The following is a 20,558-nucleotide window of genomic DNA, read 5'->3' on the forward strand; positions in this document are numbered from 1 at the left end:
GCGTGTTGAGCCGTGGACCGGTTCCACGTCCCACACACAGGAGTGCTGATGCAGCGCAGACGGATTCTTCAGGGCGCCGCGGTCACGGCCACCGCGGCGCTCCTTCCGTCGTCCGTCCGGGCCGTGGCCGTCCCCACGGGGGACACCGACCACCCCGAAGCTCAGTGGCATCCGGCGTCCACGTCCAACTACACGCCGTCGAGCCGCCCTTCGGCTCATCCGGTCGACTTCGTCATCGTCCACGTCGCCCAGCAGACGTTCACCCAGACGATCGGCATCTTCCAGAATCCGGCGAAGCAGGTGTCCGCCCACTACGTGGTGCGTTCGGGCGACGGTTTCGTGGCCCAGTGCGTGCGGGAGCGGGACATCGCCTGGCACGCGGGCAACTGGGACCACAACACCAGGAGCATCGGCATCGAGCACGAGGGCTGGGTGGACCAGCCTGCATACTTCACCCACGCGATGTACGAGCGGTCGGCGAGGCTCACGGCGGACATCTGCGACCGCTACAGCCTTCCCAAGGACCGCGCGCACATCATCGGCCATCACGAGGTGCCGGGCAGCGACCACACCGACCCCGGGTTCCACTGGGACTGGGTGCGCTACATCCGCCTCGTCAATCTGGCCTGACTCCGGCCGGGGGAAGGCCGTCGGTGGCACCCCGCCGATGATCCCGGTGCCGCCGGTGAGCGAGGCCGCCCCGGCCGCGCGGACGATTCCGCGAGGCCCGGCACATGTGCGGTCGCCGGCCGGGACCGCGGGCGAAAGATGCCCTATCCGGGTGGGGCGGAACCCTCACCTCCCTCTCGTTTCCGTGCCGGAACTCCGGTGTCCCGCGCACGGCCCGTGCGGACCGCCTTCGAGGTGCTTTCGGCTGTGTCCTCCTCCGTGGAGCCGTCCTCCGTAGCCGCCGACGGCCCCACGGCCCCTCCGCCCCGCAACCGTTCCAGGTCGGAGGACCGGACCTGGATGACGAGCAGCGCGATCAGCGCCGCGGCGACGGAGAAGATCGCGGCGACGACGAACGCGCTGGAGACGCCCGAGGCCAGCACCTGGTCACCCCACGGTGCGGGAAGTTCGCCCGTCCTGCGGAACTCCAGTTGCTGAGCGGGGGTCGCCTCGGCCAGGAAGCGGGGAACCTGATCCGTCGCCTCGTTGCGACTGGCGGTGCCGAACACCGTGACCAGAATGGACAGTCCGAGGGAACCGCCCACTTGCTGGGTGGCGTTGAGGACCCCGGAGGCCGCGCCCGCCTCTCTGGGTGCGACGTCCGACACAGCCATCAGCGTCAGCGACACGAATTGCATGCCCATGCCGAAACCGAAGACCAGGATGGGTCCGAGAATGCTGCCCGAGTAGGTGCTGTGGGCGTCTGTCAGCGTGAGCCACCCGAGCCCCGCCGCCGCGAAGAGCGCACCCATCACCATGAAGGGTTTGGGCCCCCACCTGGGCAACAGCTGCGAGGCAAGTCCCGCACCGATCGCGATGATCGCGCTCACCGGCAGGAATGCCAGTCCGGCCCGCAGCGGGCTGAAGTCCAGGATGTTCTGCACGAAGAGAGTCAGGAAGAAGAACATGCCGAACATCGCCGCGGCCAGACTCAGCATCATCCCGTAGGCGCCGGCACGGTTTCGGTCCCGGAACATGGGCAGTGGCGTGATGGGCTGCCTCGACCGGCGCTCGACGGCCAGGAAGACCACCAGGAAGACCACGGCACCCACGAAGGCCCCTATGGTCAGTGAGTCGGTCCAGCCGTCCTCCGAAGCCCGGATGAAACCGTAGACGAGCAACACCATTCCGAGCGTGGAGGTGAGCGCTCCGAAAAGGTCGAAGTGGCCGGGGTGGCGTTCGGATTCCTTGATGTACCGAGGCGTCGCGAGGGCGATCAGCAGGCCGATGGGCACGTTGACGAAGAGCACCCAGCGCCAGTCGAGCCACTCCACCAGCAGACCACCGGCGAGAAGTCCGATCGCGCTGCCGCCCGCGGACACCGCGGCGAACACGCCGAACGCCCGGTTTCGCTCGGGACCTTCACGGAAGGTCGTGGTGATGAGGGAGAGCGCGGTCGGCGAGGCGATCGCGCCACCGACACCCTGCAGCGCGCGCGCTGCGAGCAGTTGCCAGGATTCCTGCGAAAGGCCGCCCAGCAGAGAGGCCAGCACGAAGAGCAGCACCCCGAAGACGAAGACTCTGCGACGCCCGAGAATGTCACCCAGCCGTCCGCCCAGCAGAAGCAGTCCGCCGAAGGTCAAGGTGTAGGCGTTGATCACCCACGACAGGCCCTCCGTCGAGAAGCCGAGGGAGGACTGGATATGCGGCAGGGCGATGTTCACGATGGTGATGTCGAGAACCACCATGAGCTGGCACGAGGCGATGATGAGCAGGGCGATCCCCTTGCCGCGGCTCCGCTCCGGGGAGTCGGCAATCGGCGAGGACTTCGTTCGGGATCCAGTCATAGCGCTGCGTGCCACAGGAGTCGACAGTGAACAGAAACGCTCACTCATCGACGTTAGGACGAGCCTGACGGAGTCGCCAATCGATCACGCGACGCATGCACGAACGTTTATATGAATAAATGTTCGAAGGTCCCGCCGGACAGGGAAGACCGGCGGGGCCCAGGTCGGAGCAGACGGCAGACTCAGGCGAAGTTCACATCGCTGCACAGGAAGTACGTCTGGTCCATGTGTGACGCCTGCCAGATCGTGTAGACGACGTGGCGGCCACTGAAGCCCGAGGTGCTCACCGGGATCTCGTAGTTCTGGCTAGGGGCGTAGCTGCCGGTCTCGGCGACCAACTGGAGGTCACCCCAGCCCAGCGCCTTCGCGGCGGGGTCGACGCCCTGCCGGGAGACGTAGACCTTAAAGTAGTCGGCTCCATGACTGGCCTGGTCGTGCAGCTTCACCTTGAAGTCATCGGTGATGTCCGTGGTCTTCCAGGCCCCCACCGCGTCGAGGGAGTCGTACCGCCCGCCCTCCGCCCGGCCACCGCTGCACAGCTGACCGTCGGGCACGGCGGCGGGGAAGTTACCGCCCGAACCATTGCGGTACAGCCCGTTCCAGTTCCACATGGCATTCGGGTCGGCCTGCCAGGCCTGCCAGCACATGGGATCTTCCTGCGCCATGGCCGGGTTCTGGAAGTCGTCACCCCAGCGCAACCAGCAGCCGTAGTTACGGGAAGCCGGGTCGACGACGGAGCCATGGGCACTCGCGGTTCCTGTCCACGGAAGGAGGCACAGAACGGCGGCGACCAGTGCGCCGCCGAGGCGTAGGGCCCAGCCGCTTAAATTGACACGATCATGACAATTCATGGTGCGATCTCCATTTCGGAGGTGGGGGATCCACCGGCGTGGGAGCGCTCCCGCGCCACTTGGGCTTTGCCCCGCCACTCACCCCTCAAACATCCGCGCGACATCACCAGTAGTGACGCCGGCCTCCGACCGCATGCCCCACAGTCCCCAGGAGCCACAGGGCGAGCCCGATCACGAGCAGGATGATCCCGATGGTCCACAGGACGCCGACCCCTGTCACCAGGCCGAGTATCAGAAGGATGGCTCCGATGATGATCATGACTACCTCCGGTCGCAACGCACCCGCACGAAGAACGTACACATATATGAGAATATGCCTCAAAAGCCGTCATGCCCAGAGCAGTGACTGTGCTGCTGTGCACTCCGGCCGGGCGCAGGTCAATCGCGAGGCAGAAGACTCCCCAGTGGGCCGAGGTCCAGATTGAGGTCCTCAGGACGCACCCCATGTTGTTCGCAGAGCTCCGTCATCCGCTGGTCGAGCAGCATGAGCGTCGTCCCGATCTCCTCCACCTGGTGGTCGGTGAGATCCCCCTGATCGATGCGGCGAATGGCTTGCCGCTCCATCAACTGCCGCAGCAGTTCCACCACGGTCAGCACCAGAGCCACGAGGTCCCGCCCCAACCGGTCCGAGTCGACGTCGAGCCGTGAGGTGGTCACAGCGGACCTCCGTCCGCCCAGGGTGCCGGAACACGTTCGTTGACGGAGGAGAGCAGCGCATGGAGGGACAGCCGCACGAGCGGAACGTCCGCAATCGCGATCACCAGGTCACCGCTGATCACCACGCCCGTCGCCAGAACCCGGTCCAGCAGGTCGACCAGAGGCACCCCGATGGGGCCGCTCAACGGCTCGGGACCGTCCCAGGGCACCACCTCGCGTTCCATCACTGCACCTCTCCGACGAAGGAGTACGGCACCCAGGGTCCCGAGATGTCGATCCGGGCTCCGGTCGTGTCCCGCAGCGCCCTGGTGAGTGCCCTGAATTCTGCCGCGCGATGCTCCGCCACCAGGTAAGTCGCGTTGAGTACGTGGACGTGGCCCTTCCCCGCGGGTTCCGGAGAGTGCAACCGCAGCCTGCGGGCCGCGGCGGCGACGTTCCGGAATGCGGCGTCCACCGTTTCGGCGAGCCGTAGGACGTCTTCGTGCCGCCGTTCGCGTCGCTCCTGCGCTCCTCGCCTACGTTCCAGATAGGCGAGGCCTGCTCCGGGAGCCGGGCGTGAGCGTGCGGCCGGGGGCGGGACCGGGGCGGGGCCGGGTTCCGGCGCCGAGGGCTCGGCCGCGTACACCTTGACACCCCATTCGGAATGGTCCGCCGTGCGCTCCAGGGCTGCGCGGAAACGCTCGGCCTCGCCGAGGAGCGCCTGTCGGGCCCGTTTCTCGCCGTGATAGAGAGTGGCCAGCGGGAGAGGGACGGTAGGGCACGAGGCGGCAGCCGCCGACACCACCTCGTGATGGGCGCGTGCGTATCGTTCGAGCTCGTCCCGGTCGGACATACGGGCCTGCCATACCTCGTCCGTGAAGTCGGCCGCTCTGACGGTCTGAACGATCGCGGTCAGCTCGTCGAACCGCAGCCGGCGCAACCGTTCGTCCACCGCGACACCCGACAAGCCCGCGAGCACCGCCGGGTCAGGCGCCTTGCACACCGCGAACACGTAGAGGGCGTTTGCGTCCGAAATCTGTTCGGGTCCCCGCTCCGTCATGTGGCCTGGTCCTCCTCGCTCATCGCTGGTCCGGCTTCTTGTCCGTCTTCGACTCGAGCGCTTCCAGGCGCTCGCGCAGCTCTCGGTTCTCGTCCTGGAGGGAGTGACGGGCGGCGCGCGAACTCAGTGCGGGGTCCGTCTCCCACCAGTCGATGCCGGCCTTCTTCGCGGTATCCACCGAGGCCACGAACAGGCGGAGCCGGATGGTGAGCAGCTCGATGTCGAGGAGATCGATCTTGATGTCACCCGCGATGACGATGCCCTTGTCGAGGACACGTTCGAGGATGTCGGCGAGGTTGGTGTTCGGCGGCCCCGGGATGGGATACGCGTCCCGCCCGAGGTCGAGATCAGTCACCTTGACGCCCTCCGTCCACGTCGCTTTCGGGGGGCGGGCTCCTCGCCCTCAGGCTCTTCCTCCTCTTCGTCGTCTTCCGGTTCTTCGTCGTCCTCGTACTCCTCCTCGGGCTCCTCGTCCTCCTCTTCGTCCTCGTCCTCGCCCTCCTCCTCAGGCTCTTCTTCCTCCTCGTCCTCCGGCTCCTCTTCGCCCTCGTAGTCGGAGTCGTCCTCCTCGGAGTCCTCGCCTTCGGCTTCCTCTTTTTCCATAGCGTCTTCGTGGCTCACGACCACTTCCCCGTCGCGGATCTCACCGCGCCAGCCCTCGGGCTCCTCGTCGGTCAGCGTGACGAACCGCTGGAAGAGTTTGAAGTCGAGTCGCATGCGACGGCCCTGCACCCGCCACAGATTTCCCGTCTTCTCGAAGAACCCCGAGGGGAAGTATTCGATCACCAAGACGATCCGGGTGAGGCTCGGCGCCAGTTCGTGGAAGCTGACACAACCACGTGTGGAGCCCTTGGCACCCTCGGAGGTCCACACGATGCGATCGTCGGGCACCTGTTCCTGGACCGTCGCTTTGAAACCGCGCGAGGAGGGGCCGATCTTGACCTTCCAGTCGCTCGACATCTCCTCGTCCATCGAGACGCTCTGCACACCTTTGGCGAAACTGCCGAACTTGTCGTACCGCGTCCAGTGGTCGTACGCGTCACGCAGGGGCACGCCTACATCGAGGACCTCGATGATATTCATGGACTTGCCCCCACTGGACTTACTCTTCCCCTTCCCACCCCCGAACGCCTCCTTGGCCTTGTCCACAACTTTGTCCTTGACGTTCCCGGCCTTCTCCGAGACGAATGCTTTCACCGGGGAATCGCCCTGCATGACACGAGAAGCGATCGACGGCAGCGAACCACCGTTTTCGGAGATGTCGGCGAGCTGCCCCGTAAGGCCGGTCAGCTTTTCACCGGCCTTCTGCGCGAGCTTCTCGGTCTGCGCGCCGACGAAGTTCGAGAGCTCCTCGCGGATGCGGTCCATGCCTGAGGCCTCTGCCTCGGGTTCGTCCTTGTCCGTCCTGGCCATGAATGCCTACCTCTGCCGTTCGCCGCGCTTGGACGCGGTTCGCTTCGATGACGTCGCCTTCCTGGCTGAAGCGGTCTTCCGGGCCGTGGCTTTCTTGGCCGGGGCCGACTTCTTGGCAGGCGCCTTGCGGGCTGCGGACTTCTTCGTCGGGGCCGTCTTCTTGGCCGGGGGCGCTTTCTTTGCCGGGGCCGTTTCCTTGGCAGCCGCCTTCTTCTTGGCCGCGGCCTTCTTCTGCGGCGCCTTCCTGGCAGGAGCCTTCTTTGCAGCAGGCTGCTTCTTCGCCGCCGTCTTCTTGCCGGTTCTGCTCCTGCTCTCTTCACCGGAGGGTTCACCCCGGCGCGCACTCGGCTGCGCCTCTTCCGGCTCCTCTTCCTCTTCCTCGTCCCCCTCCGGCTCCTCTTCCTCTTCCTCGTCCCCCTCCGGCTCCTCCTCTTCCTCGTCCGGTTCCTCTTCCTCTTCCTCTTCCTCTTCCTCTTCCTCGTCCGGTTCCTCTTCCCCGTTCCCCTCCGGCTCTTCTTCCTCGCCCTCCTCCCCCTCTTCCTCGCCCTCGTACTCTTCGTCCTCTTCGCCTTCTTCGTCTTCCTCGTCAGACTTCCTCAGCCGTGCCGTCCGGTCGCTGATGGCGTCGGCCAGCGAATTCATGCTGCGGTCCGTGACAGCCGTCAGTGCCTTCTTGCCGGATTCGAGGACTTCGCCCTTGAGTTGGTCCTGCAGTTTTTCGAATTGCGGCATCTCGCTCAGTCTGCGCACGCCTTCAGCGGCGAGCTGGCGCGGTTCCAGGCCGAAGCGCCTGCCCGCCAGATAAGTGGCGACAGAGAGGGCCAGACGGCCCTTCTTCGTGCGACCGAGTACGTATCCGCCCACCAGCGCAGCTGCGAGCGTAGCCTTTGTCTGATCTTCCATGGGTCAGTCACCTTCGATGGTTCGGCGCGGGGCGGACTCGCACGGCGTAGAGGCGGTCTAGCAGCTTCTCCTCTTCCCGCTCGAATTCCTTGAGGCTGACGTTGCCGTCCTCGAGTTCCTGGTTCAGCGCGGCGAGCTGGGCCCTGATCACACCCGGGTCGTGCAGCTCACGATCAGCGGTCTCATTCACCTTCTCGGCGACCCAGATCACGCCGCGGACCGGCGCGAGGGGCAGCAGAAGCAGGCCGGTGAAAAGTCCCATGTCAGACCCCTGCGGCCGTTCGCCGCGGACCGCCGGAGGAGACGAAGCTGTAGCAGGGCAGCGGCCCCGCGACGCGGAGCTCGACACGTTCCCGGTGTGCGTCTGCGAACCGCCGCACCGCCGCCCGGAAGGCGTCGCTCTCGCTCCGGCCGACGAGGAACGAGACGTTGAGTGCGCACCCTGGCACCTCCGGCCCAGCAGCCACCGCACGAGCCGTAGGAGTGAGTTCGTGCAGGAGCTTCTTCCCTGCCTCGGAAGCCCTGCGCGACAAAGCTGTGGCCACGGCCTCACCGAGTCGGACATTGGCCTCGTAGTCGGGGCGTCTGCGGACCGCCTCGCGCAGACGTCGCACGCCCTTCTCCTCGGCGACGACGGCCGCGAGCGCGCCCTGGGCGGGAAGCGCCTTGACGTTGATCTCCACGCTTCGATCGAGGTGGCGGAGAGTCGCGAGGTGCTCGGCCTGCGATCCGGCCAGCTGAGCGCAGATCGACGCCTCGTCCGGCGCAACCACACCGAACCGCATGGGCAGCACGGGGCCACCGTCCGAAAGCCGCAGCAACAGTTCCTGATGCGCCATCAGATCGCGTCTCCTAGCCCGTAGTTGTGGTGGAGCATCACTCACAACGGCGGTGACTCTGCCGTCACCGACCAGCCGCAGGGCAGCCGGAGGACTGCCGACACCGACCGCGTCGGCCGGAAGCGCCTCTCCCGCCGGGATGAAGGCGTAGACGTACACACCGTTCTCGGTCATGGCTCACGCCTCCGCGTACCGGCGCCGGCTCGCCCCGTCGCGCGCGGATGCCCGGCGCTTCTTCGGCCGCTCGTCCTGGTCGTCGTCGTCCTCCTCGCCGCTGCCCACCGCCTTGCGCACCGAGTCGCCGACGGACTCCGCCGCCTTACGCACCTTGCGCTTGCCGACCGACTTGGCGGCGCGTCCGCCGAGCAACTCGGGAATGGTGGTGCTGCCCGAGTCACGCTCCAGGTCGAGCCGGTTGCACGCCTCGGCGAAGCGCAAGTAGGTGTCCACGCTCGCGATGACGATGCGCGCGTCTATCTTGAGGATCTCGATGCCGACGAGCGACACCCGGACGAACACGTCGATGACCATGCCCCGGTCGAGGATGAGTTCCAGAACGTCGTAGAGCGTGCCTGCCCTGGGCGGACACGGGGCGACTTCGTCGGCGTACATCGTCGTGGTCATGGAGCGTCCTTCCGGGTGAGGGGCGAAACGGGTCATTCGTCGGCGGAGCCGCGGCGGTAGCGGCGGACTCTGCTGTACTCCTTGAGTTCGCCCCGCTCATCGATCTGCACCTCGTAGGAGGCCAGCAGGCTCGTGGTGTCCGGGATGCGGGGCACTTCGAGTACGTCGACGACGACACACCATCCGTCGTCGATGCGTCGCACGGCCGACACCCCCTCCGCGGGGTGACGGATCAGGCTTTCCAGGCTCTCGCAGGCAGCGCGGGCAGCGTCCTCGGGGCCGCGTCGGGACGAGGAGCGGGGGGCTGCCGTTTTCGCTGCGGTGTGCCCGGTCCGGGCGCGACGATTCTCTGCCATGGAACCCAGTCTGATCAGGATCGGTTCCGGCGCATCTCGACGGACGACCGGGCGGGGAAAAGCACTCACCCTTTCGGCGTTCCGGCGGGACGCCGCGCCCCGGGCATGTGCACAGTCGTACGCATGAGTGAGAGCGATGGCCCTCGTAGGCCTGATGAAGAGCACGTACGGCCGTCCGGGGCCGGCGACACGACCATTGAGGCGCTCGGAGCGTTGACCGAGGCGCTGGAGAAAGTGGAACGTGCCCGAGGGCAGCTCTACGGGTTCCACCAGCTCACGGGCGGCGCGGATCTGACACTGGACCGGGCGGTCGAGCTGCTCCGGATGGGTGGCCATGCGGAGCAGGCCGATCTGGTCGAACGGGAGATCCTGGGCCGCAACGTGATCCCTGGTCACTGGACCTTCCAGCTCGTCGAGGCGTATGACGACACGTACTACCGGCCGTTCACCGCAGTGGAGGAGCGGGTGCGCCAGGAGCTCGTGGGAGGGCGGCGCCACCTCTACGAGGCGGAGATGAAGGAAACCCGCCGTACCCACGGTCATCCCCACCACACCGCACGGCCTTGACCGTGGATCCGGCAGAGGCCCTGCGTCGAAGCGGGACCGCTGTGGAGCTCGACTGCCGTCCGGAGCGGCCCGATCCGTCGCGCGGACTGCTCCGGCAGGCGGTCACGTCGAGCTCTTCTCCGGATCGACACCGGCACACACGGACCGGGGCGGCTGGACCGGCGGTCCTACGGGTGCGCGCGGGCCGAGGAGCGCGGTGTTCCCGTGGAGCGTGTCGTCACCACGTGGAGGGTCGAACGTGGACGGCCGAACAGCCCCTGAAGTGGACGGCCAGAAGGCTCGCAGGTGGGCGGCGCCTGGGGCCGCCGTCGAGGAGGGGCCGGTTGCGAGCGTCCGGCGTACAGTCGATCACGGTTGTCCATGTGACTCCGGGGCATGCCGGGGCAGGAGGAAACCCATGTCACGTCACCTCACAGACCCCTCTCTTCCGCGCGCACGCGGAATGCTCTCCGCAGGGGTGATCGATCACCTGCGAAACGGCGGCACCCTGCCGGACCCGGATGCCGCCCGGACTGCCGAGCCCTACGGCGACGATCTGCAGCTCGCCCTGTACATCTGTTACGAGCTGCACTACCGGGGGTTCGCCGGGGTACGCCCCGAACTGGAGTGGGATCCGCCCCTGCTCGCCGTCCGCGCCGCGCTGGAGGACCGCTTCCTGGCAGCTCTGCGGCGTGACGCCACGGGGACGGCGGGCCTGGACGAGATCCTGGACGGTCTGCTCCTGGAGCCGGTCCGCGGTACTGGCCTCTCCTGGTTCCTGCAGGATCAGGGCGAGCTCCGTCACCTGCGCGACTACGCCGTGCAGCGTTCGCTCTACCACCTCAAGGAGGCCGATCCTCACGCCTGGGTGCTGCCCCGGCTCAGGGGGCGCGCCAAGGCCGGCATGGCGGCGATCGAGTACGACGAATTCGGTGCGGGCCACCCGGACCGCGTCCACGCCCAGTTGTTCGCCGACCTCATGACCGATCTGGGCCTCGACACCACGTACGGCCGCTATCTGGACGAGGGCTGCGCGCAGATGCTGGCCCTGGTGAACCAGATGTCCCTGTTCGGCCTGCACCGTCGGCTGCGCGGAGCGCTGGTGGGCCACTTCGCCGCTGTCGAGATCACTTCCTCCCCCGCTTCGCGACGTCTCGCCCAGGCCATGAAGCGCACGGGAGCGGGCCCCGCGGCGGAGTTCTTCTACACCGAGCACGTCGAGGCGGACGCGGTGCACGAGCAGGTGGTGCGCCGCGACGTGATCGGCGGTCTGCTCGAGGACGAACCGGAGCTGGCGGCCGACATCGCGTTCGGTATCACAGCCACCTCGTTTCTCGAGGACCGGCTCGAAGACCGGTTGCTCGCGGGCTGGCGGGCTTGAGGCACCGTCCTGATCCACACCCCTCGGCGAAGCAACGAATGGAGTCGAAGATGTCCGCAGACATGGCCGAGAACACCCAGAACACCGAGAAGACCCCTGGTGCCCGTTTCCTGACCCTCCCCGGGGTGTACGCACCCCAGCACGACACCCGCCTGCTCATGTCCGCGCTGAACCGGGAAACCATCGGCCCGGGCACCGAGGTCCTCGATGTCGGCACGGGCAGCGGCGCCCTCGCTCTGCACGCGGCGCAACTGGGTGCACGGGTGACGGCCGTGGACGTCGCGTGGCGGGCCCTGATGACCGCCCGGCTCAACGCGCTGCTGCATCGCCGGCGCATCACCGTACAGCGAAGCGATCTCCTCACCGCCCTGCCCGGCCGGTCCTACGACCTGGTGATCTGCAACCCGCCCTACGTGCCGTCGCCCAAGGCCGGCCTCCCCGTGCGTGGTGCTGCGCGGGCCTGGGAGGCCGGGCGGGACGGCAGGGCGGTGCTCGACCGGATCTGTGAGACCGCTCCGGCCGCGCTGCGGCCCGGGGGCCGTCTCCTCCTGGTGCATTCCGGTCTCTGCGACAGCGAGGTGACCGTGCGGCGTCTGACGGACGCCGGCCTGCAGGCCCGTGTGGCCGACCGCGCCTTCGTGCCTCTCGGGCCCGTGCTGCGCTCCAGACTGTCCTGGCTGCGTGAGACGGGGCTGGTGAGCGAGGGGGACATGACGGAGGAGCTGGTGGTCATCCGTGCCGAACAAGCCTGAGCACCCTTGCCGGATCACCCTCGGCGACGAGGGGCCCCTTCTGGTCGAAGGCCCCGTGGAGGTCACCTGCGCGGACGGCAGCGTGGCCGTCTCCGACCGGTTCGTCGTGGCCGTCTGCATGTGCCGTCGCAGCCGGATGTACCCGTGGTGCGACACCAGTCACCGACGGCGTACGCGGCCCCGCGAGGAGCCCCGCGACCCGGCGGACTGACGTAGCTCAATCGCCGTCCCGCGGCCGCGCCGGCGTCACCCCGCGCAACCGGCGGGCCATCGCGCGCAGCCGCGGGCGGCGTTCGTGCGCCTCGGCCGAACTGCGGTCCAGTTCCTCGGCCAGGCGCTCCGTACGCTTGTCGATGTCGAGTTCGTCGAGGATGCGGTCGACCTCCGCGAGCAGTGCGCCGTGCAGCTGCCACTGCCTCGGGTGTTCCTGGACGTCCTCGAGCAGCAGATTCGCCACCCGGTCGCGTGTCGTACGACTCCGGGCGAGCGCGTCGGCCAGGCGCTCCTCGGCCTCCTCGCCGCTCTCGGCCATCGGCGTGGTGATCATCAACGCGAACCCCTCGACGGCGTCGGACATGTGCCCGAACAGTTCCCGGAGGCCCCTGGCCACGTCGTCGGGGAAGAGCGCTTCGCCGGTGCGCGCCTTGGCCAGGTCGGTCAGGGTCCGGGTCAGGACGCGCAGCACCACGGCGCAGATCTCCAGGGTGTCGAGCCCGGTCCGCAGGACGACGCGGTGGAGCAGTCCCTGCCTGACGCGCGGGTTGAGCATCAGACTCTCCTCGGCCTGCCGCAGGGACGCGTCGACCTCCACGATGTCGTGGTCCAGGCGCCGGGCTTCATGGAGGCGCGCGGCGGCCTCCCGTACGGAGTGGCTGCCGCCGATCTCCTCCCCCAGCGCCCGGAACATCTTGCCCATCCGGTCCCCCAGGCCACCGATGGAGACGCCCGCCGACTCCACCCAGACGGGAGGCGCCAGCAACAGGTTGAAGAGCAGGCCGACCCCTGCGCCGATCAGGGTTTCCAGCACGCGCTCCCAGGCGGTGTCGGCCACCTGCGAGACGCCGAGGACCAGCATCGCGCTGATGGCCACCTCGGGCACGAACTCGTTGACCCGCACCAGCCGCCCGATCAGCAGGGACGTGAAGATCGTCAGTCCTAGACTCCACCAGCTCAAGCCCACCAGCGAACTGAATCCGCTGGCGATCAGGACTCCGACGACGACGGCGTTCACACGCCGGATCCCGGTGGTGAGCGTGGCGTAGAGAGTGACCTGCACCACCAGGAGGGCGGTCAGGGGTGCGGTGAGCGGGGCGGGATGCGGGGCGGGCAGGACCGACTGGGCCACCGCGAAGGCGATGACGGCCGCTGCCGTCGACCGAAGGACCTGGGCCGCGGTCGGCTCGGTGGTGCGCTGGACGAGTTTGACGACGGGTTCGGGCGCGGAAACTGCAGGCATTCCTTGACGGTGCCCCGAACATCGGTCCCTCAGTGCTTCCGGGACCGGTCGGACTCCGTACGGACGTACACCTGCCCCTCCGGCATCGGCCTCGCGGTCCTGGCGTCTTGGAGGGAAGGTGGAGGTATGGCTATCTCACTCACGCCCCCGGGGGAGACGCCCCCCGCCGAGGGCTGCATAAGCGAAGCACACGTCGAGCGCCCCGACGGAGGGATCTGGGAGCACCCCGTCTTCTGGGCGGCCCTGGTGCTGCTGGGCTCACTGATCGTCGCGGGGTACTTCATCGCACGCATCTTCGGGTTCACGTGAGGGCGCGCGAGATTCTCGCCGAGTTGCTGGAGCGCCATGGGAGGACCTATGCGGCCGAGGCCGGCATCCGGTTGCGTGATACCCCTCAGCCCTTGTACCAGCTTCTCGTCCTGAGCCATCTGCTGAGTGCGCGCATCCGCGCCCAGGTCGCGGTGGCCGCGGCACGGGCCCTCTTCTCGCACCGGTTGCGCACGCCGCGCCGTATGGCCGGCGCATCGTGGCAGGAACGCGTCGACGCACTGGGCGAGGGAGGCTACCGCCGCTACGACGAACGGACGGCGACCCAGCTCGAGGACGGCGCCCTGCTCCTGCTCGACGCGTACGGCGGGGACCTGCGACGTCTGCGCGGGGAAGCCGGCGGTGACAGGGAGGTCCTGAGCACAGGGCTTCGCCGCTTTCCCGGCATCGGGCCGGCGGGTGCCGACATCTTCCTCCGCGAGGTGCAGACGGTGTGGCCGGAGACGGCGCCCTATCTCGACGCGAAGGCGCTCCAGGGCGCCGAACAGCTCGGCCTGCCCACCGCGCCGGACGAACTCCTCCGGCTGGCGGAGGGCAGGGACCCGGCTGTCCTCGCAGCGGCTCTGGTACGAGGCGCGCTGGACAAGGGCTGAGTCCTGCTCAGCCCGACGGCCGCCGCTTGCCCGGCTTGGTGGAGCGGCCTTCCACCAGCGCACGCCGGATCTGTGCCGCGGCCGCGCGGGCGTGGTCCGAGGTCGCCGTCCGGTCGGCCACCGACGTGACGAAGCGGTGGGTGGGCCGCAGACACCGGCCGCACGGCGTGTCGGTCGTGACGAGGTAACCGTCCTCGCACTGGGGGTTCGCACAGCGGCCGGGACTCACGAGCGCTTCGGCGATCTCCTGCGGCGCCCAGCGGCGCCGGCCGTCCTCGTCCTTCTCATGGAGGGCGTGGGACCAGCGGACGTTCCACCGGCGCTCGAGCCGCTCCAGGAGCTGGTCGGGGGTGCGCCGGGCGAGCTCCCGGTGGATCAGGTCGTGCACGGTGCGGGGATGTCGGTGGCCGAGGGCCTGGACCAGCGGTTGCGGAAGGGCCTGAAGGATGTAGGCGACCGGGTCGCCGCCCGCTCGCTCGCGCCACTTGCGGCAGGTGCAGGGGCCCTCGGCGGGCAGCACTTGCTGACATCGCCCGCACCGGCCCCGGCATTCCGCGCAGAGCCCGTCGTCGAGTCCGTCCAGATGGGGCGCGGGGGCCCGGCCGCAGTCACGGCAGCATGCGGCACACGGGCCGCAGAGGCGTTCGTCCCCGAGCTTCGTCGTCCACTGCCGCTGCTGGCAGCGGCAGCACAGGGCGTTGTTGCAGTACTCGTGGTGAGCTGCGCCCGAGTGTCGTCCGGGGGGCGGGAATGACATTGCTGCGGTCTCCAGGTGCGTGGCCAGGAACTGTCAGGTCCAAGCCAGGTCGACGAAGCGCGCGCAGGGGCCCTCGGGCGACGGTACCGCCCCGTGCGGGCTCCTAAGGCACTCTGCCACGATCTGGTCGCCATTCTCCCCCACCCGGACGGTTCGCGGGAGTCAGGGCCGCAGACCGCTGACGACGTTCGCGGTGGCCGTGATCCCCTCGTGGATGGTGGGAGCCATGCTCGTACCCGCGAGAAGGAATCCCAGCAGGCCGCAGACGATCGCATGTGAGACCTTGAGCCCGCCGTTCCGCAGGAAGACCACTGCGAGAAACAGCAGGAGCAGGATCACCGAGATCGAAATGGCCATGGCCAACCTCCTCCGCCGCGCCGGATTTGCGGCATTCGGCCGCCAGTGTGGCGCAACGGAGAGGCTGTTCGGCGCACTGGCGTGCCCGCCGAACGGGTGTTGACGCACGGTGACCGGACGCGGGGGCCGGTGCCGTTCAGCCGCTGCGGCGGCTGTCGGGCCCGCGTCGGCGGAGGAAGGTTTCGAGCCCGGCCAGATCATCGGTGTTGAGATGGTCGACGCCCGCGGCCACGAGTTCGGTCCACACGGCCTCGCGCTCCGGACCCGCAACGTCGGGGGTGCCCCAGAAGCGGACCCGTTGTCCTCGCGCGTGGGCGGCCAGGACGAGGGTGCGCAGCCTGTCCCGTTCGGCGGCGGGAAAGGGCCCGGCCCCCTTCCAGCTGAAGTTCGTCGCCCAGTTGCCGCTGATGAGCGGGATGAAGGAGGCGGGAGCCGCGGTGCCGAGGTCCTCCGGCCGGCCGTCGTAGAAGGCGTACCGGGTGGCCTGCGCCTCCATCGGCACACGGGCGGCCCGGTCCCCCGAGATGACCGGAGTGACCGCGCCGGTACGGACGCGGCCGTGGACCGAGCCGGTGAGGATGTGACGGTAGCGGCGGAGTGTCCGGTCGAGTACGAGGTAGGTGGCGGCGCCGTCGGTCTTGATGTCGATCAGCAGTTGCAGCGGAGCGTGGTGTCCGGCGTGGACACGACCGTGGTTGGCGCGGACCCTGGCCAGCAAGGGGTCGAGGTAGAGGGAGACGAGGGTGCGCGCGGGGTCAAGACTCCCGGCCTCGTGGGCGACGAGCAGTTCGCCCCCGACGAGAAAGATGTCCGCCTCGACGCTGGTGAAGCCGTGCGCGAGCGCGTCGTGGAGAGGTCGCGGGTGCAGGTAGTCGTTGTGCGCGTGGGCCCGGGGCAGCGGGCGGGGGCCACGGGGGCGCCCGGTCGCGGTGGGTGTCGCCTCGGCTGCCTGGGCGGGGATGAGGGCGCCTGCGGTGGCGGCGGCGAGGGCGGTGGTGACAACTCTGCGACGGGCCAGGTGTGCCATGGGGGTCTCCCTGAAACGGGGGCGGGCAGAGCGGGCGGAGGGACGCCACGAGTATGGAGGCCCGGATCCACCCGAAGGCAGGCACCTGCCAAGAGTTGGAATTTCCGTCGTCCGCGCGTCGGCTGCGCTGTGCCTGCTGTTCCCCCGCCCGCAGCCGTGGAGGCCCCCGGGCGTGACGGCGGGGCACGTGTGACCACGTGCCCCGCCGTCACCGCCTCACGGAGCGGGCAGCTCCACCAGGCCGGCCACGGTCCCGCGGTGCCGTCCCGCGGTGCCGTACGCGATCGAGTCCGCCTTGGCCCGCTTCAGATACAGGTGTGCGGGGTGCTCCCAGGTCATTCCGATCCCGCCGTGCAGCTGCACGCATTCCTCCGCCGCGTGCACCGCGACCTCGGAGCAGTACGCCTGCGCCACGGCCACCGCGAGCGGGGCCTCCGGGCTGCCGGTCGCCAGGGCGTCCGCGGCGTTGCGGGCGGCGGCACGCGCCGAGACGACCTCCAGCCAGAGCTGGGCCATCCGGTGTTTGAGTGACTGGAACGAGCCCACCGGCCGGTTGAACTGATGGCGTTCACGGGTGTGCCGGACGGTCTCGGTCAGGCACCATTCGGCCAGTCCGAGTTGCTCGGACGCCAGCAGTCCCGCACCGGCCAGCAGGCCTCTGCTCACGGCCGCGGCCGCGGGTGCGGCCTCGGCGAGCCGGGTGCCGGTGACCCCGGTCAGGGTGACCGTGGCGAGCGGACGGGTCAGGTCGAGCGGTACGAGCGGTTGGACGGCGACCCCGCCCCCGCCGGTCTCCACCGCGTGCAGGCCCTCCGCCGTGGGCACCAGCAGCACGTCCGCCGCCGCCGCCTCGGCGACGCCGGTCACGGTCCGCTCCAGGGTGCCGGTCATCGCTGCGGCTCCGTCTGCGGAGTGCTTCGCGAACGGCAGGGCGAGCACGGCGACCTTGCGGCCCGCCGCCAGCTCACCGAGGAGAGCGGCGGCCGGTCCGTCGTCGTCGCCCAGCGCGAGAAGGACCTCTGTCGCGACGACGGAACTCGTCAGGTAAGGCGCCGGAGCGACGCTGCGGCCGAGTTCCTCGAGGACCACGGCGGCCTCGCGGTGCGTGGCGCCCTGACCGCCGAACTTCTCCGGGACCAGCAGCCCGGCTGCCCCGATCCCGACAGCCAACGACTCCCACAGCCGCAGGTCGTACGATGTGCCGGACTCGGTTGCGGCAATCACCGCCGGTGCGTCCGCCCGGTCGGCCAGCAGCGAACGCACGGCGGACCGCAGGTCCTCCTCGGCCTCCGAATAGAGCAGGTCGGGTGCCTGTACGGCTTCGGTCTGTGCGGTCATCGGGCGAGATCCTTCCAGGCGACGTCCTTGTCGTTACGCGGCTCGACGGGCAGACCGAGGACACGCTCCGCGACGATGTTGAGCAGGACCTCGCTCGTACCGCCCTCGATGGAATTGCCCTTGGACCGCAGATAGCGATAGCCGGCGTCGCGTCCGGTGAAGTCGACGAGCTCCGGGCGGCGCATGGTCCAGTCGCTGTACAACAGCCCTTCATCGCCCAGGAGTTCGACCTCGAGCCCGCTGATCTCCTGATTGAGGCGGGCGAAGGCCAGCTTCATGCCGGAGCCTTCGGGGCCGGGCTGCCCGGCGACGAGCTGCTGACGCAGCCGTTCACCGGTGAGCCTGGCGACCTCGGCCTCGACCCACAGCGTGAGCAGCCGCTGGTGGAGGTCATGGGTGCGCAGGGCCGGCTGTTCGCGCCAGGTCTTCGCGACGGTGCCGATCATGCCGCCCTCGCGGGGGATCCGGGATCCGCCGATGGAGACGCGCTCGTTCATCAGGGTGGTCTGGGCGACCTTCCAGCCGTCACCGACCGGACCGAGGCGCCTGCTGTCCGGGATGCGTACGCCGGTGAGGAAGACCTCGTTGAACTCGGCCTCGCCGGTGATCTGGCGCAGCGGCCGCACCTCGACACCCGGGTCGGTCATGTCGCAGATGAAGTAGCTGATGCCGCGGTGCTTGGGGACGTCCGGGTCGGTACGGGCGATCAGGATCGCCCAGCGGGCCACATGGGCGCTGGACGTCCAGACTTTCTGCCCGTCGACCACCCAGTGCTCGCCGTCCCTGACCGCGCGTGTCCCCAGCGCGGCGAGGTCGGATCCGGCGCCGGGCTCGCTGAAGAGCTGGCACCACACCTCCTCGCCCACCCACAGCGGACGCAGGAAGCGCCGCTTCTGCTCCTCGGTGCCGTAACCGAGGATCGTGGGAGCTGCCATGCCGAGGCCGATGCCGATACGGCGCGGATCGTTGTCGGGCGCTCCGGCGGCGGCGAGTTCGGTGTCCACGACGGGCTGCAGGGAACGCGGCGCGTCCAGTCCGCCGAGTCCGACGGGGTAGTGCACCCACGCCAGGCCCGCGTCGAAGCGCGCCTCGAGGAAGTCGGTGCGGCCGGTGGTGGCCGGCGGGTGGGCTGCCAGCAGTTCCTGGGTGAGGCGGCGGATCCGTGCCGCGTCGATGACGGTGCTCATCGGGTGCCTCCAGACGGCAGGACGACGACGCGGCCGGTGCTGGTGCCGTCGGCGACCCGCTGGACGGCTCGGGCCGCTTCGGCCATGGGGACACGCTCACTGATCAACGGCTTGACGACGCCCCGGGCCGCGAGCTCGGTGAGCTCGTCATGGCAGGCCCGGACAGCAGCGGGGTCCTTGGTGTTGTACAGACCCCAGTGGAGTCCGACGATCGAGTAGTTCTTCACCAGGGCGTGGTTGAGGCCGGGTGCGGGGATCGAGCCGCTCGCGAAACCGACGACGACGACCCTGCCCTCGAAGGCGATGCACTTGACGGACTTGGCGTAGGCGTCTCCGCCGACCGGGTCGTAGACGACGTCCGCGCCACGCCCACCGGTGGCCTCCTTCACCACCGCGACGATGTCCTCGCTCCTGCGGTCGATGACCAGGTCGCAGCCCAGCTCGCGGGCGATCGAGGCCTTCTCGGGGCCACCGGCGACCCCGATGACGGTGGCACCGGCGGCTTTGCCGAGCTGCACGGCCGCGCTGCCGACACCGCCTGCTGCCGCGTGTACCAGCAGGGTCTCACCGGCCCGCAGACGCGCGCGCCGGTGCAGACCGAACCAGCCGGTCTGGTACCCGATGTGCAGAGCGGCGGCCTCCGCGTCGTCCAGGGCCTCGGGGGCCGGCAGCAGGGCCGCCTCGTCCACGGCCACGTACTCGGCGAACCCGCCCTCCGGCAGGGCGGGAGTGGCGAGCACCCTGCGCCCGTCCTCCGTCTCGCCACAGATCTCCACGCCGGGAGTGAAAGGCAGCGGGGGCCTCACCTGGTACTGGCCACGGCAGAGCAGGGCGTCGGGGAAGTTGATGTTCGCCGCGCGCACCTTGAGCAGCACCTGCCCGCTCCCGGGGGCCGGCCGTTCCGTCTCCTCGAGCTCCATCACCTCGCTCGGCTCGCCGTTACGGTGCACTCGCCATGCCTGCATGAAGGGCCTCCACAACACTGTCGGCATTACCACTGCTCCGGCGCATACTAAGCGGTCGCTTGCCCGTCTGGGAAGCCTCGCACCGGACGTCCCCGGCTCGCTCAGGAACGCTTCGGCCTGGCCCTGACGTGCATCCGTTCCCCCTGAGGCCCGAACAGACTGAGGAACTCGACCGGCTCGTCGCCTGCGGGGCCGAACCAGTGCGGGAGCCTGGTGTCGAATTCGGCGGCCTCTCCGGGGGCCAGGATCAGATCGTGCTCGGCGAGCTTGAGCCGCAGCCGGCCGTTGAGCACGTACAACCACTCGTATCCCTCGTGAGTGCGTTGCTCGGGCGCCTCGGTGCAGGACGCCTCCTGTATGACCTTGTAGGCCTGGAGTCCTCCCGGCCGGGCGGTGAGCGGCAGGGAGGTCTTCGCCCCGTGCACGATCGGCTTGGCCTTGACCCGCGGATCGCCGACCGGCGGTGCCCCGACGAGATCGTCGAGCGGCACCTCATGGGCCCGGGCGATGAGGAGCAGCAGCTCCAGGCTGGGGCGCCGCCCGCCGGATTCGAGGCGGGAGAGGGTGGAGACGGAGATCCCGGTGGCTCCGGAGAGCCCTGCGAGCGTCACACCCCGGTCCTTGCGCAGCCGCCGCAGACGTGGGCCGACACCGGTGAGCACAGCGTCGAGTCCGGCGTCGTCCTGGTTCTGTTCCTTCATGCCGACCATTGCAGAATCAGCAATCCGGTTTGT

General features: G+C 69.0%; 28 protein-coding genes. 7 read left to right on the forward strand and 21 right to left on the reverse strand.

All coding sequences use genetic code 11. The features are described 5' to 3' along the window. Nucleotides 1-48 precede the first annotated feature (48 nt). Nucleotides 49-630 carry an N-acetylmuramoyl-L-alanine amidase gene (locus ACF1FZ_RS11005; RefSeq protein ID WP_391773061.1) on the forward strand — a complete coding sequence of 194 codons (582 nt, stop codon included), beginning with the start codon at nt 49-51 and terminating at the stop codon, nt 628-630. A 143-nt stretch (nt 631-773) separates the two neighbouring features. Here the strand turns inward: ACF1FZ_RS11005 and ACF1FZ_RS11010 are convergent, their stop codons facing one another. The 13 genes from ACF1FZ_RS11010 to ACF1FZ_RS11070 all read right to left on the reverse strand — a co-directional run bounded on the left by ACF1FZ_RS11010 (nt 774) and on the right by ACF1FZ_RS11070 (nt 9,138). Then, complete coding sequence (locus ACF1FZ_RS11010) at nt 774-2,456, reverse strand: MFS transporter (protein ID WP_391773062.1); 1,683 nt, start codon at nt 2,454-2,456, stop codon at nt 774-776. 182 nt (nt 2,457-2,638) lie between these two features. After that, entirely contained in the window at nt 2,639-3,307 is a 669-nt protein-coding gene (locus tag ACF1FZ_RS11015) for a lytic polysaccharide monooxygenase (RefSeq protein ID WP_391773063.1), read from the reverse strand. Nucleotides 3,308-3,410: 103 nt separating this feature from the next. After that, nucleotides 3,411-3,566, reverse strand: coding sequence for a DUF6131 family protein (locus ACF1FZ_RS11020; RefSeq protein WP_391773064.1), 156 nt, complete (start codon nt 3,564-3,566; stop codon nt 3,411-3,413). Nucleotides 3,567-3,685: 119 nt separating this feature from the next. Beyond that, a complete protein-coding gene (locus tag ACF1FZ_RS11025) occupies nt 3,686-3,964 on the reverse strand; it encodes a gas vesicle protein K (RefSeq protein WP_391773065.1) in 279 nt (92 codons plus the stop codon). Then, nucleotides 3,961-4,188, reverse strand: a complete 228-nt coding sequence (locus ACF1FZ_RS11030) for a gas vesicle protein (RefSeq protein WP_391773066.1) — start codon at nt 4,186-4,188, stop codon at nt 3,961-3,963. The genes ACF1FZ_RS11025 and ACF1FZ_RS11030 overlap by 4 nt, the downstream gene beginning before the upstream one ends. Further along, nucleotides 4,188-5,003: a GvpL/GvpF family gas vesicle protein gene (locus tag ACF1FZ_RS11035; protein WP_391773067.1), complete on the reverse strand. Its 816-nt coding sequence runs from the start codon at nt 5,001-5,003 to the stop codon at nt 4,188-4,190. Before ACF1FZ_RS11035 ends, ACF1FZ_RS11030 begins: the two co-directional genes overlap by 1 nt. A gap of 19 nt (nt 5,004-5,022) precedes the next feature. Then, nucleotides 5,023-5,358: a gas vesicle protein gene (locus tag ACF1FZ_RS11040; RefSeq protein ID WP_391773068.1), complete on the reverse strand. Its 336-nt coding sequence runs from the start codon at nt 5,356-5,358 to the stop codon at nt 5,023-5,025. Beyond that, entirely contained in the window at nt 5,355-6,416 is a 1,062-nt protein-coding gene (locus tag ACF1FZ_RS11045) for an SRPBCC family protein (protein WP_391773069.1), read from the reverse strand. The genes ACF1FZ_RS11040 and ACF1FZ_RS11045 overlap by 4 nt, the downstream gene beginning before the upstream one ends. Nucleotides 6,417-6,422: 6 nt before the next feature. Continuing rightward, nucleotides 6,423-7,319 carry a histone protein gene (locus ACF1FZ_RS11050; protein ID WP_391773070.1) on the reverse strand — a complete coding sequence of 299 codons (897 nt, stop codon included), beginning with the start codon at nt 7,317-7,319 and terminating at the stop codon, nt 6,423-6,425. Between the two features lie 7 nt (nt 7,320-7,326). Continuing rightward, entirely contained in the window at nt 7,327-7,581 is a 255-nt protein-coding gene (locus tag ACF1FZ_RS11055; RefSeq protein WP_391773071.1) for a gas vesicle protein GvpG, read from the reverse strand. A 1-nt stretch (nt 7,582) separates the two neighbouring features. Continuing rightward, nucleotides 7,583-8,332 carry a GvpL/GvpF family gas vesicle protein gene (locus tag ACF1FZ_RS11060; RefSeq protein WP_391773072.1) on the reverse strand — a complete coding sequence of 250 codons (750 nt, stop codon included), beginning with the start codon at nt 8,330-8,332 and terminating at the stop codon, nt 7,583-7,585. Nucleotides 8,333-8,335: 3 nt separating this feature from the next. Next, a complete protein-coding gene (gene gvpJ / locus ACF1FZ_RS11065) occupies nt 8,336-8,782 on the reverse strand; it encodes a gas vesicle protein GvpJ (protein WP_391773073.1) in 447 nt (148 codons plus the stop codon). A 32-nt stretch (nt 8,783-8,814) separates the two neighbouring features. Beyond that, on the reverse strand, nt 8,815-9,138 hold the full coding sequence (locus ACF1FZ_RS11070) for a gas vesicle protein (protein WP_391773074.1): 324 nt from the start codon (nt 9,136-9,138) through the stop codon (nt 8,815-8,817). 123 nt (nt 9,139-9,261) lie between these two features. Here ACF1FZ_RS11070 and ACF1FZ_RS11075 point away from each other — a divergent pair, with 123 nt between their 5' ends. The 4 genes from ACF1FZ_RS11075 (at nt 9,262) to ACF1FZ_RS11090 (ending at nt 12,028) form a co-directional block, all read left to right on the forward strand. Then, entirely contained in the window at nt 9,262-9,705 is a 444-nt protein-coding gene (locus ACF1FZ_RS11075) for a hypothetical protein (protein WP_391773075.1), read from the forward strand. A gap of 397 nt (nt 9,706-10,102) precedes the next feature. Then, entirely contained in the window at nt 10,103-11,065 is a 963-nt protein-coding gene (locus tag ACF1FZ_RS11080) for an iron-containing redox enzyme family protein (protein ID WP_391773076.1), read from the forward strand. Nucleotides 11,066-11,115: 50 nt separating this feature from the next. After that, a complete protein-coding gene (locus tag ACF1FZ_RS11085; protein WP_391773077.1) occupies nt 11,116-11,817 on the forward strand; it encodes a HemK2/MTQ2 family protein methyltransferase in 702 nt (233 codons plus the stop codon). Continuing rightward, entirely contained in the window at nt 11,801-12,028 is a 228-nt protein-coding gene (locus tag ACF1FZ_RS11090) for a CDGSH iron-sulfur domain-containing protein (RefSeq protein ID WP_391773078.1), read from the forward strand. Before ACF1FZ_RS11085 ends, ACF1FZ_RS11090 begins: the two co-directional genes overlap by 17 nt. Nucleotides 12,029-12,034: 6 nt before the next feature. On the opposite strand, the gene ACF1FZ_RS11095 is transcribed toward ACF1FZ_RS11090, so the two are convergent. Next, entirely contained in the window at nt 12,035-13,273 is a 1,239-nt protein-coding gene (locus tag ACF1FZ_RS11095; RefSeq protein ID WP_391773079.1) for an aromatic acid exporter family protein, read from the reverse strand. A 126-nt stretch (nt 13,274-13,399) separates the two neighbouring features. Between ACF1FZ_RS11095 and ACF1FZ_RS11100 the strand changes: the two genes are divergently transcribed. Both ACF1FZ_RS11100 and ACF1FZ_RS11105 read left to right on the forward strand, forming a co-directional pair. Continuing rightward, on the forward strand, nt 13,400-13,582 hold the full coding sequence (locus tag ACF1FZ_RS11100) for a DUF6480 family protein (protein ID WP_391773080.1): 183 nt from the start codon (nt 13,400-13,402) through the stop codon (nt 13,580-13,582). After that, the gene (locus ACF1FZ_RS11105; protein ID WP_391773081.1) at nt 13,579-14,193 is read left to right on the forward strand and encodes an endonuclease; all 615 of its coding nucleotides are present in this window, start codon (nt 13,579-13,581) and stop codon (nt 14,191-14,193) included. The genes ACF1FZ_RS11100 and ACF1FZ_RS11105 overlap by 4 nt, the downstream gene beginning before the upstream one ends. A 7-nt stretch (nt 14,194-14,200) precedes the next feature. Here the strand turns inward: ACF1FZ_RS11105 and ACF1FZ_RS11110 are convergent, their stop codons facing one another. From ACF1FZ_RS11110 to ACF1FZ_RS11140, 7 genes are all read right to left on the reverse strand, one after another. Further along, on the reverse strand, nt 14,201-14,950 hold the full coding sequence (locus ACF1FZ_RS11110; RefSeq protein ID WP_391773082.1) for a hypothetical protein: 750 nt from the start codon (nt 14,948-14,950) through the stop codon (nt 14,201-14,203). A gap of 162 nt (nt 14,951-15,112) precedes the next feature. Next, entirely contained in the window at nt 15,113-15,307 is a 195-nt protein-coding gene (locus tag ACF1FZ_RS11115) for a hypothetical protein (RefSeq protein ID WP_391773083.1), read from the reverse strand. 136 nt (nt 15,308-15,443) lie between these two features. Then, nucleotides 15,444-16,334 (reverse strand): phosphatidylinositol-specific phospholipase C/glycerophosphodiester phosphodiesterase family protein, encoded by an 891-nt coding sequence (locus ACF1FZ_RS11120; protein WP_391773084.1) that lies wholly within the window; start codon nt 16,332-16,334, stop codon nt 15,444-15,446. Nucleotides 16,335-16,550: 216 nt separating this feature from the next. Further along, entirely contained in the window at nt 16,551-17,672 is a 1,122-nt protein-coding gene (locus ACF1FZ_RS11125; RefSeq protein WP_391773085.1) for an acyl-CoA dehydrogenase family protein, read from the reverse strand. Further along, on the reverse strand, nt 17,669-18,859 hold the full coding sequence (locus ACF1FZ_RS11130; RefSeq protein WP_391773086.1) for an acyl-CoA dehydrogenase family protein: 1,191 nt from the start codon (nt 18,857-18,859) through the stop codon (nt 17,669-17,671). Before ACF1FZ_RS11130 ends, ACF1FZ_RS11125 begins: the two co-directional genes overlap by 4 nt. Further along, nucleotides 18,856-19,824: an NADPH:quinone oxidoreductase family protein gene (locus tag ACF1FZ_RS11135; RefSeq protein WP_391773087.1), complete on the reverse strand. Its 969-nt coding sequence runs from the start codon at nt 19,822-19,824 to the stop codon at nt 18,856-18,858. The genes ACF1FZ_RS11130 and ACF1FZ_RS11135 overlap by 4 nt, the downstream gene beginning before the upstream one ends. 101 nt (nt 19,825-19,925) lie before the next feature. After that, nucleotides 19,926-20,525 (reverse strand): helix-turn-helix domain-containing protein, encoded by a 600-nt coding sequence (locus ACF1FZ_RS11140; protein ID WP_391773088.1) that lies wholly within the window; start codon nt 20,523-20,525, stop codon nt 19,926-19,928. Nucleotides 20,526-20,558: the final 33 nt, after the last annotated feature.

The organism is Streptomyces sp. NPDC014623, assembly GCF_043088245.1.
In the GTDB taxonomy this organism is placed as follows: domain Bacteria; phylum Actinomycetota; class Actinomycetes; order Streptomycetales; family Streptomycetaceae; genus Streptomyces.

Coding starts and splice junctions, on each gene's coding strand:
- ACF1FZ_RS11005 (WP_391773061.1), top strand. CDS start 49: ATGCAGCGCAGACGGATTCTTCAGGGCGCCGCGGTCACGGCCACCGCG.
- ACF1FZ_RS11010 (WP_391773062.1), bottom strand. CDS start 2,456: ATGACTGGATCCCGAACGAAGTCCTCGCCGATTGCCGACTCCCCGGAG.
- ACF1FZ_RS11015 (WP_391773063.1), bottom strand. CDS start 3,307: ATGAATTGTCATGATCGTGTCAATTTAAGCGGCTGGGCCCTACGCCTC.
- ACF1FZ_RS11020 (WP_391773064.1), bottom strand. CDS start 3,566: ATGATCATCATCGGAGCCATCCTTCTGATACTCGGCCTGGTGACAGGG.
- ACF1FZ_RS11030 (WP_391773066.1), bottom strand. CDS start 4,188: ATGGAACGCGAGGTGGTGCCCTGGGACGGTCCCGAGCCGTTGAGCGGC.
- ACF1FZ_RS11035 (WP_391773067.1), bottom strand. CDS start 5,003: ATGACGGAGCGGGGACCCGAACAGATTTCGGACGCAAACGCCCTCTAC.
- ACF1FZ_RS11045 (WP_391773069.1), bottom strand. CDS start 6,416: ATGGCCAGGACGGACAAGGACGAACCCGAGGCAGAGGCCTCAGGCATG.
- ACF1FZ_RS11050 (WP_391773070.1), bottom strand. CDS start 7,319: ATGGAAGATCAGACAAAGGCTACGCTCGCAGCTGCGCTGGTGGGCGGA.
- ACF1FZ_RS11055 (WP_391773071.1), bottom strand. CDS start 7,581: ATGGGACTTTTCACCGGCCTGCTTCTGCTGCCCCTCGCGCCGGTCCGC.
- ACF1FZ_RS11060 (WP_391773072.1), bottom strand. CDS start 8,332: ATGACCGAGAACGGTGTGTACGTCTACGCCTTCATCCCGGCGGGAGAG.
- gvpJ (WP_391773073.1), bottom strand. CDS start 8,782: ATGACCACGACGATGTACGCCGACGAAGTCGCCCCGTGTCCGCCCAGG.
- ACF1FZ_RS11070 (WP_391773074.1), bottom strand. CDS start 9,138: ATGGCAGAGAATCGTCGCGCCCGGACCGGGCACACCGCAGCGAAAACG.
- ACF1FZ_RS11075 (WP_391773075.1), top strand. CDS start 9,262: ATGAGTGAGAGCGATGGCCCTCGTAGGCCTGATGAAGAGCACGTACGG.
- ACF1FZ_RS11080 (WP_391773076.1), top strand. CDS start 10,103: ATGTCACGTCACCTCACAGACCCCTCTCTTCCGCGCGCACGCGGAATG.
- ACF1FZ_RS11085 (WP_391773077.1), top strand. CDS start 11,116: ATGTCCGCAGACATGGCCGAGAACACCCAGAACACCGAGAAGACCCCT.
- ACF1FZ_RS11095 (WP_391773079.1), bottom strand. CDS start 13,273: ATGCCTGCAGTTTCCGCGCCCGAACCCGTCGTCAAACTCGTCCAGCGC.
- ACF1FZ_RS11100 (WP_391773080.1), top strand. CDS start 13,400: ATGGCTATCTCACTCACGCCCCCGGGGGAGACGCCCCCCGCCGAGGGC.
- ACF1FZ_RS11110 (WP_391773082.1), bottom strand. CDS start 14,950: ATGTCATTCCCGCCCCCCGGACGACACTCGGGCGCAGCTCACCACGAG.
- ACF1FZ_RS11115 (WP_391773083.1), bottom strand. CDS start 15,307: ATGGCCATTTCGATCTCGGTGATCCTGCTCCTGCTGTTTCTCGCAGTG.
- ACF1FZ_RS11120 (WP_391773084.1), bottom strand. CDS start 16,334: ATGGCACACCTGGCCCGTCGCAGAGTTGTCACCACCGCCCTCGCCGCC.
- ACF1FZ_RS11125 (WP_391773085.1), bottom strand. CDS start 17,672: ATGACCGCACAGACCGAAGCCGTACAGGCACCCGACCTGCTCTATTCG.
- ACF1FZ_RS11130 (WP_391773086.1), bottom strand. CDS start 18,859: ATGAGCACCGTCATCGACGCGGCACGGATCCGCCGCCTCACCCAGGAA.
- ACF1FZ_RS11135 (WP_391773087.1), bottom strand. CDS start 19,824: ATGCAGGCATGGCGAGTGCACCGTAACGGCGAGCCGAGCGAGGTGATG.
- ACF1FZ_RS11140 (WP_391773088.1), bottom strand. CDS start 20,525: ATGAAGGAACAGAACCAGGACGACGCCGGACTCGACGCTGTGCTCACC.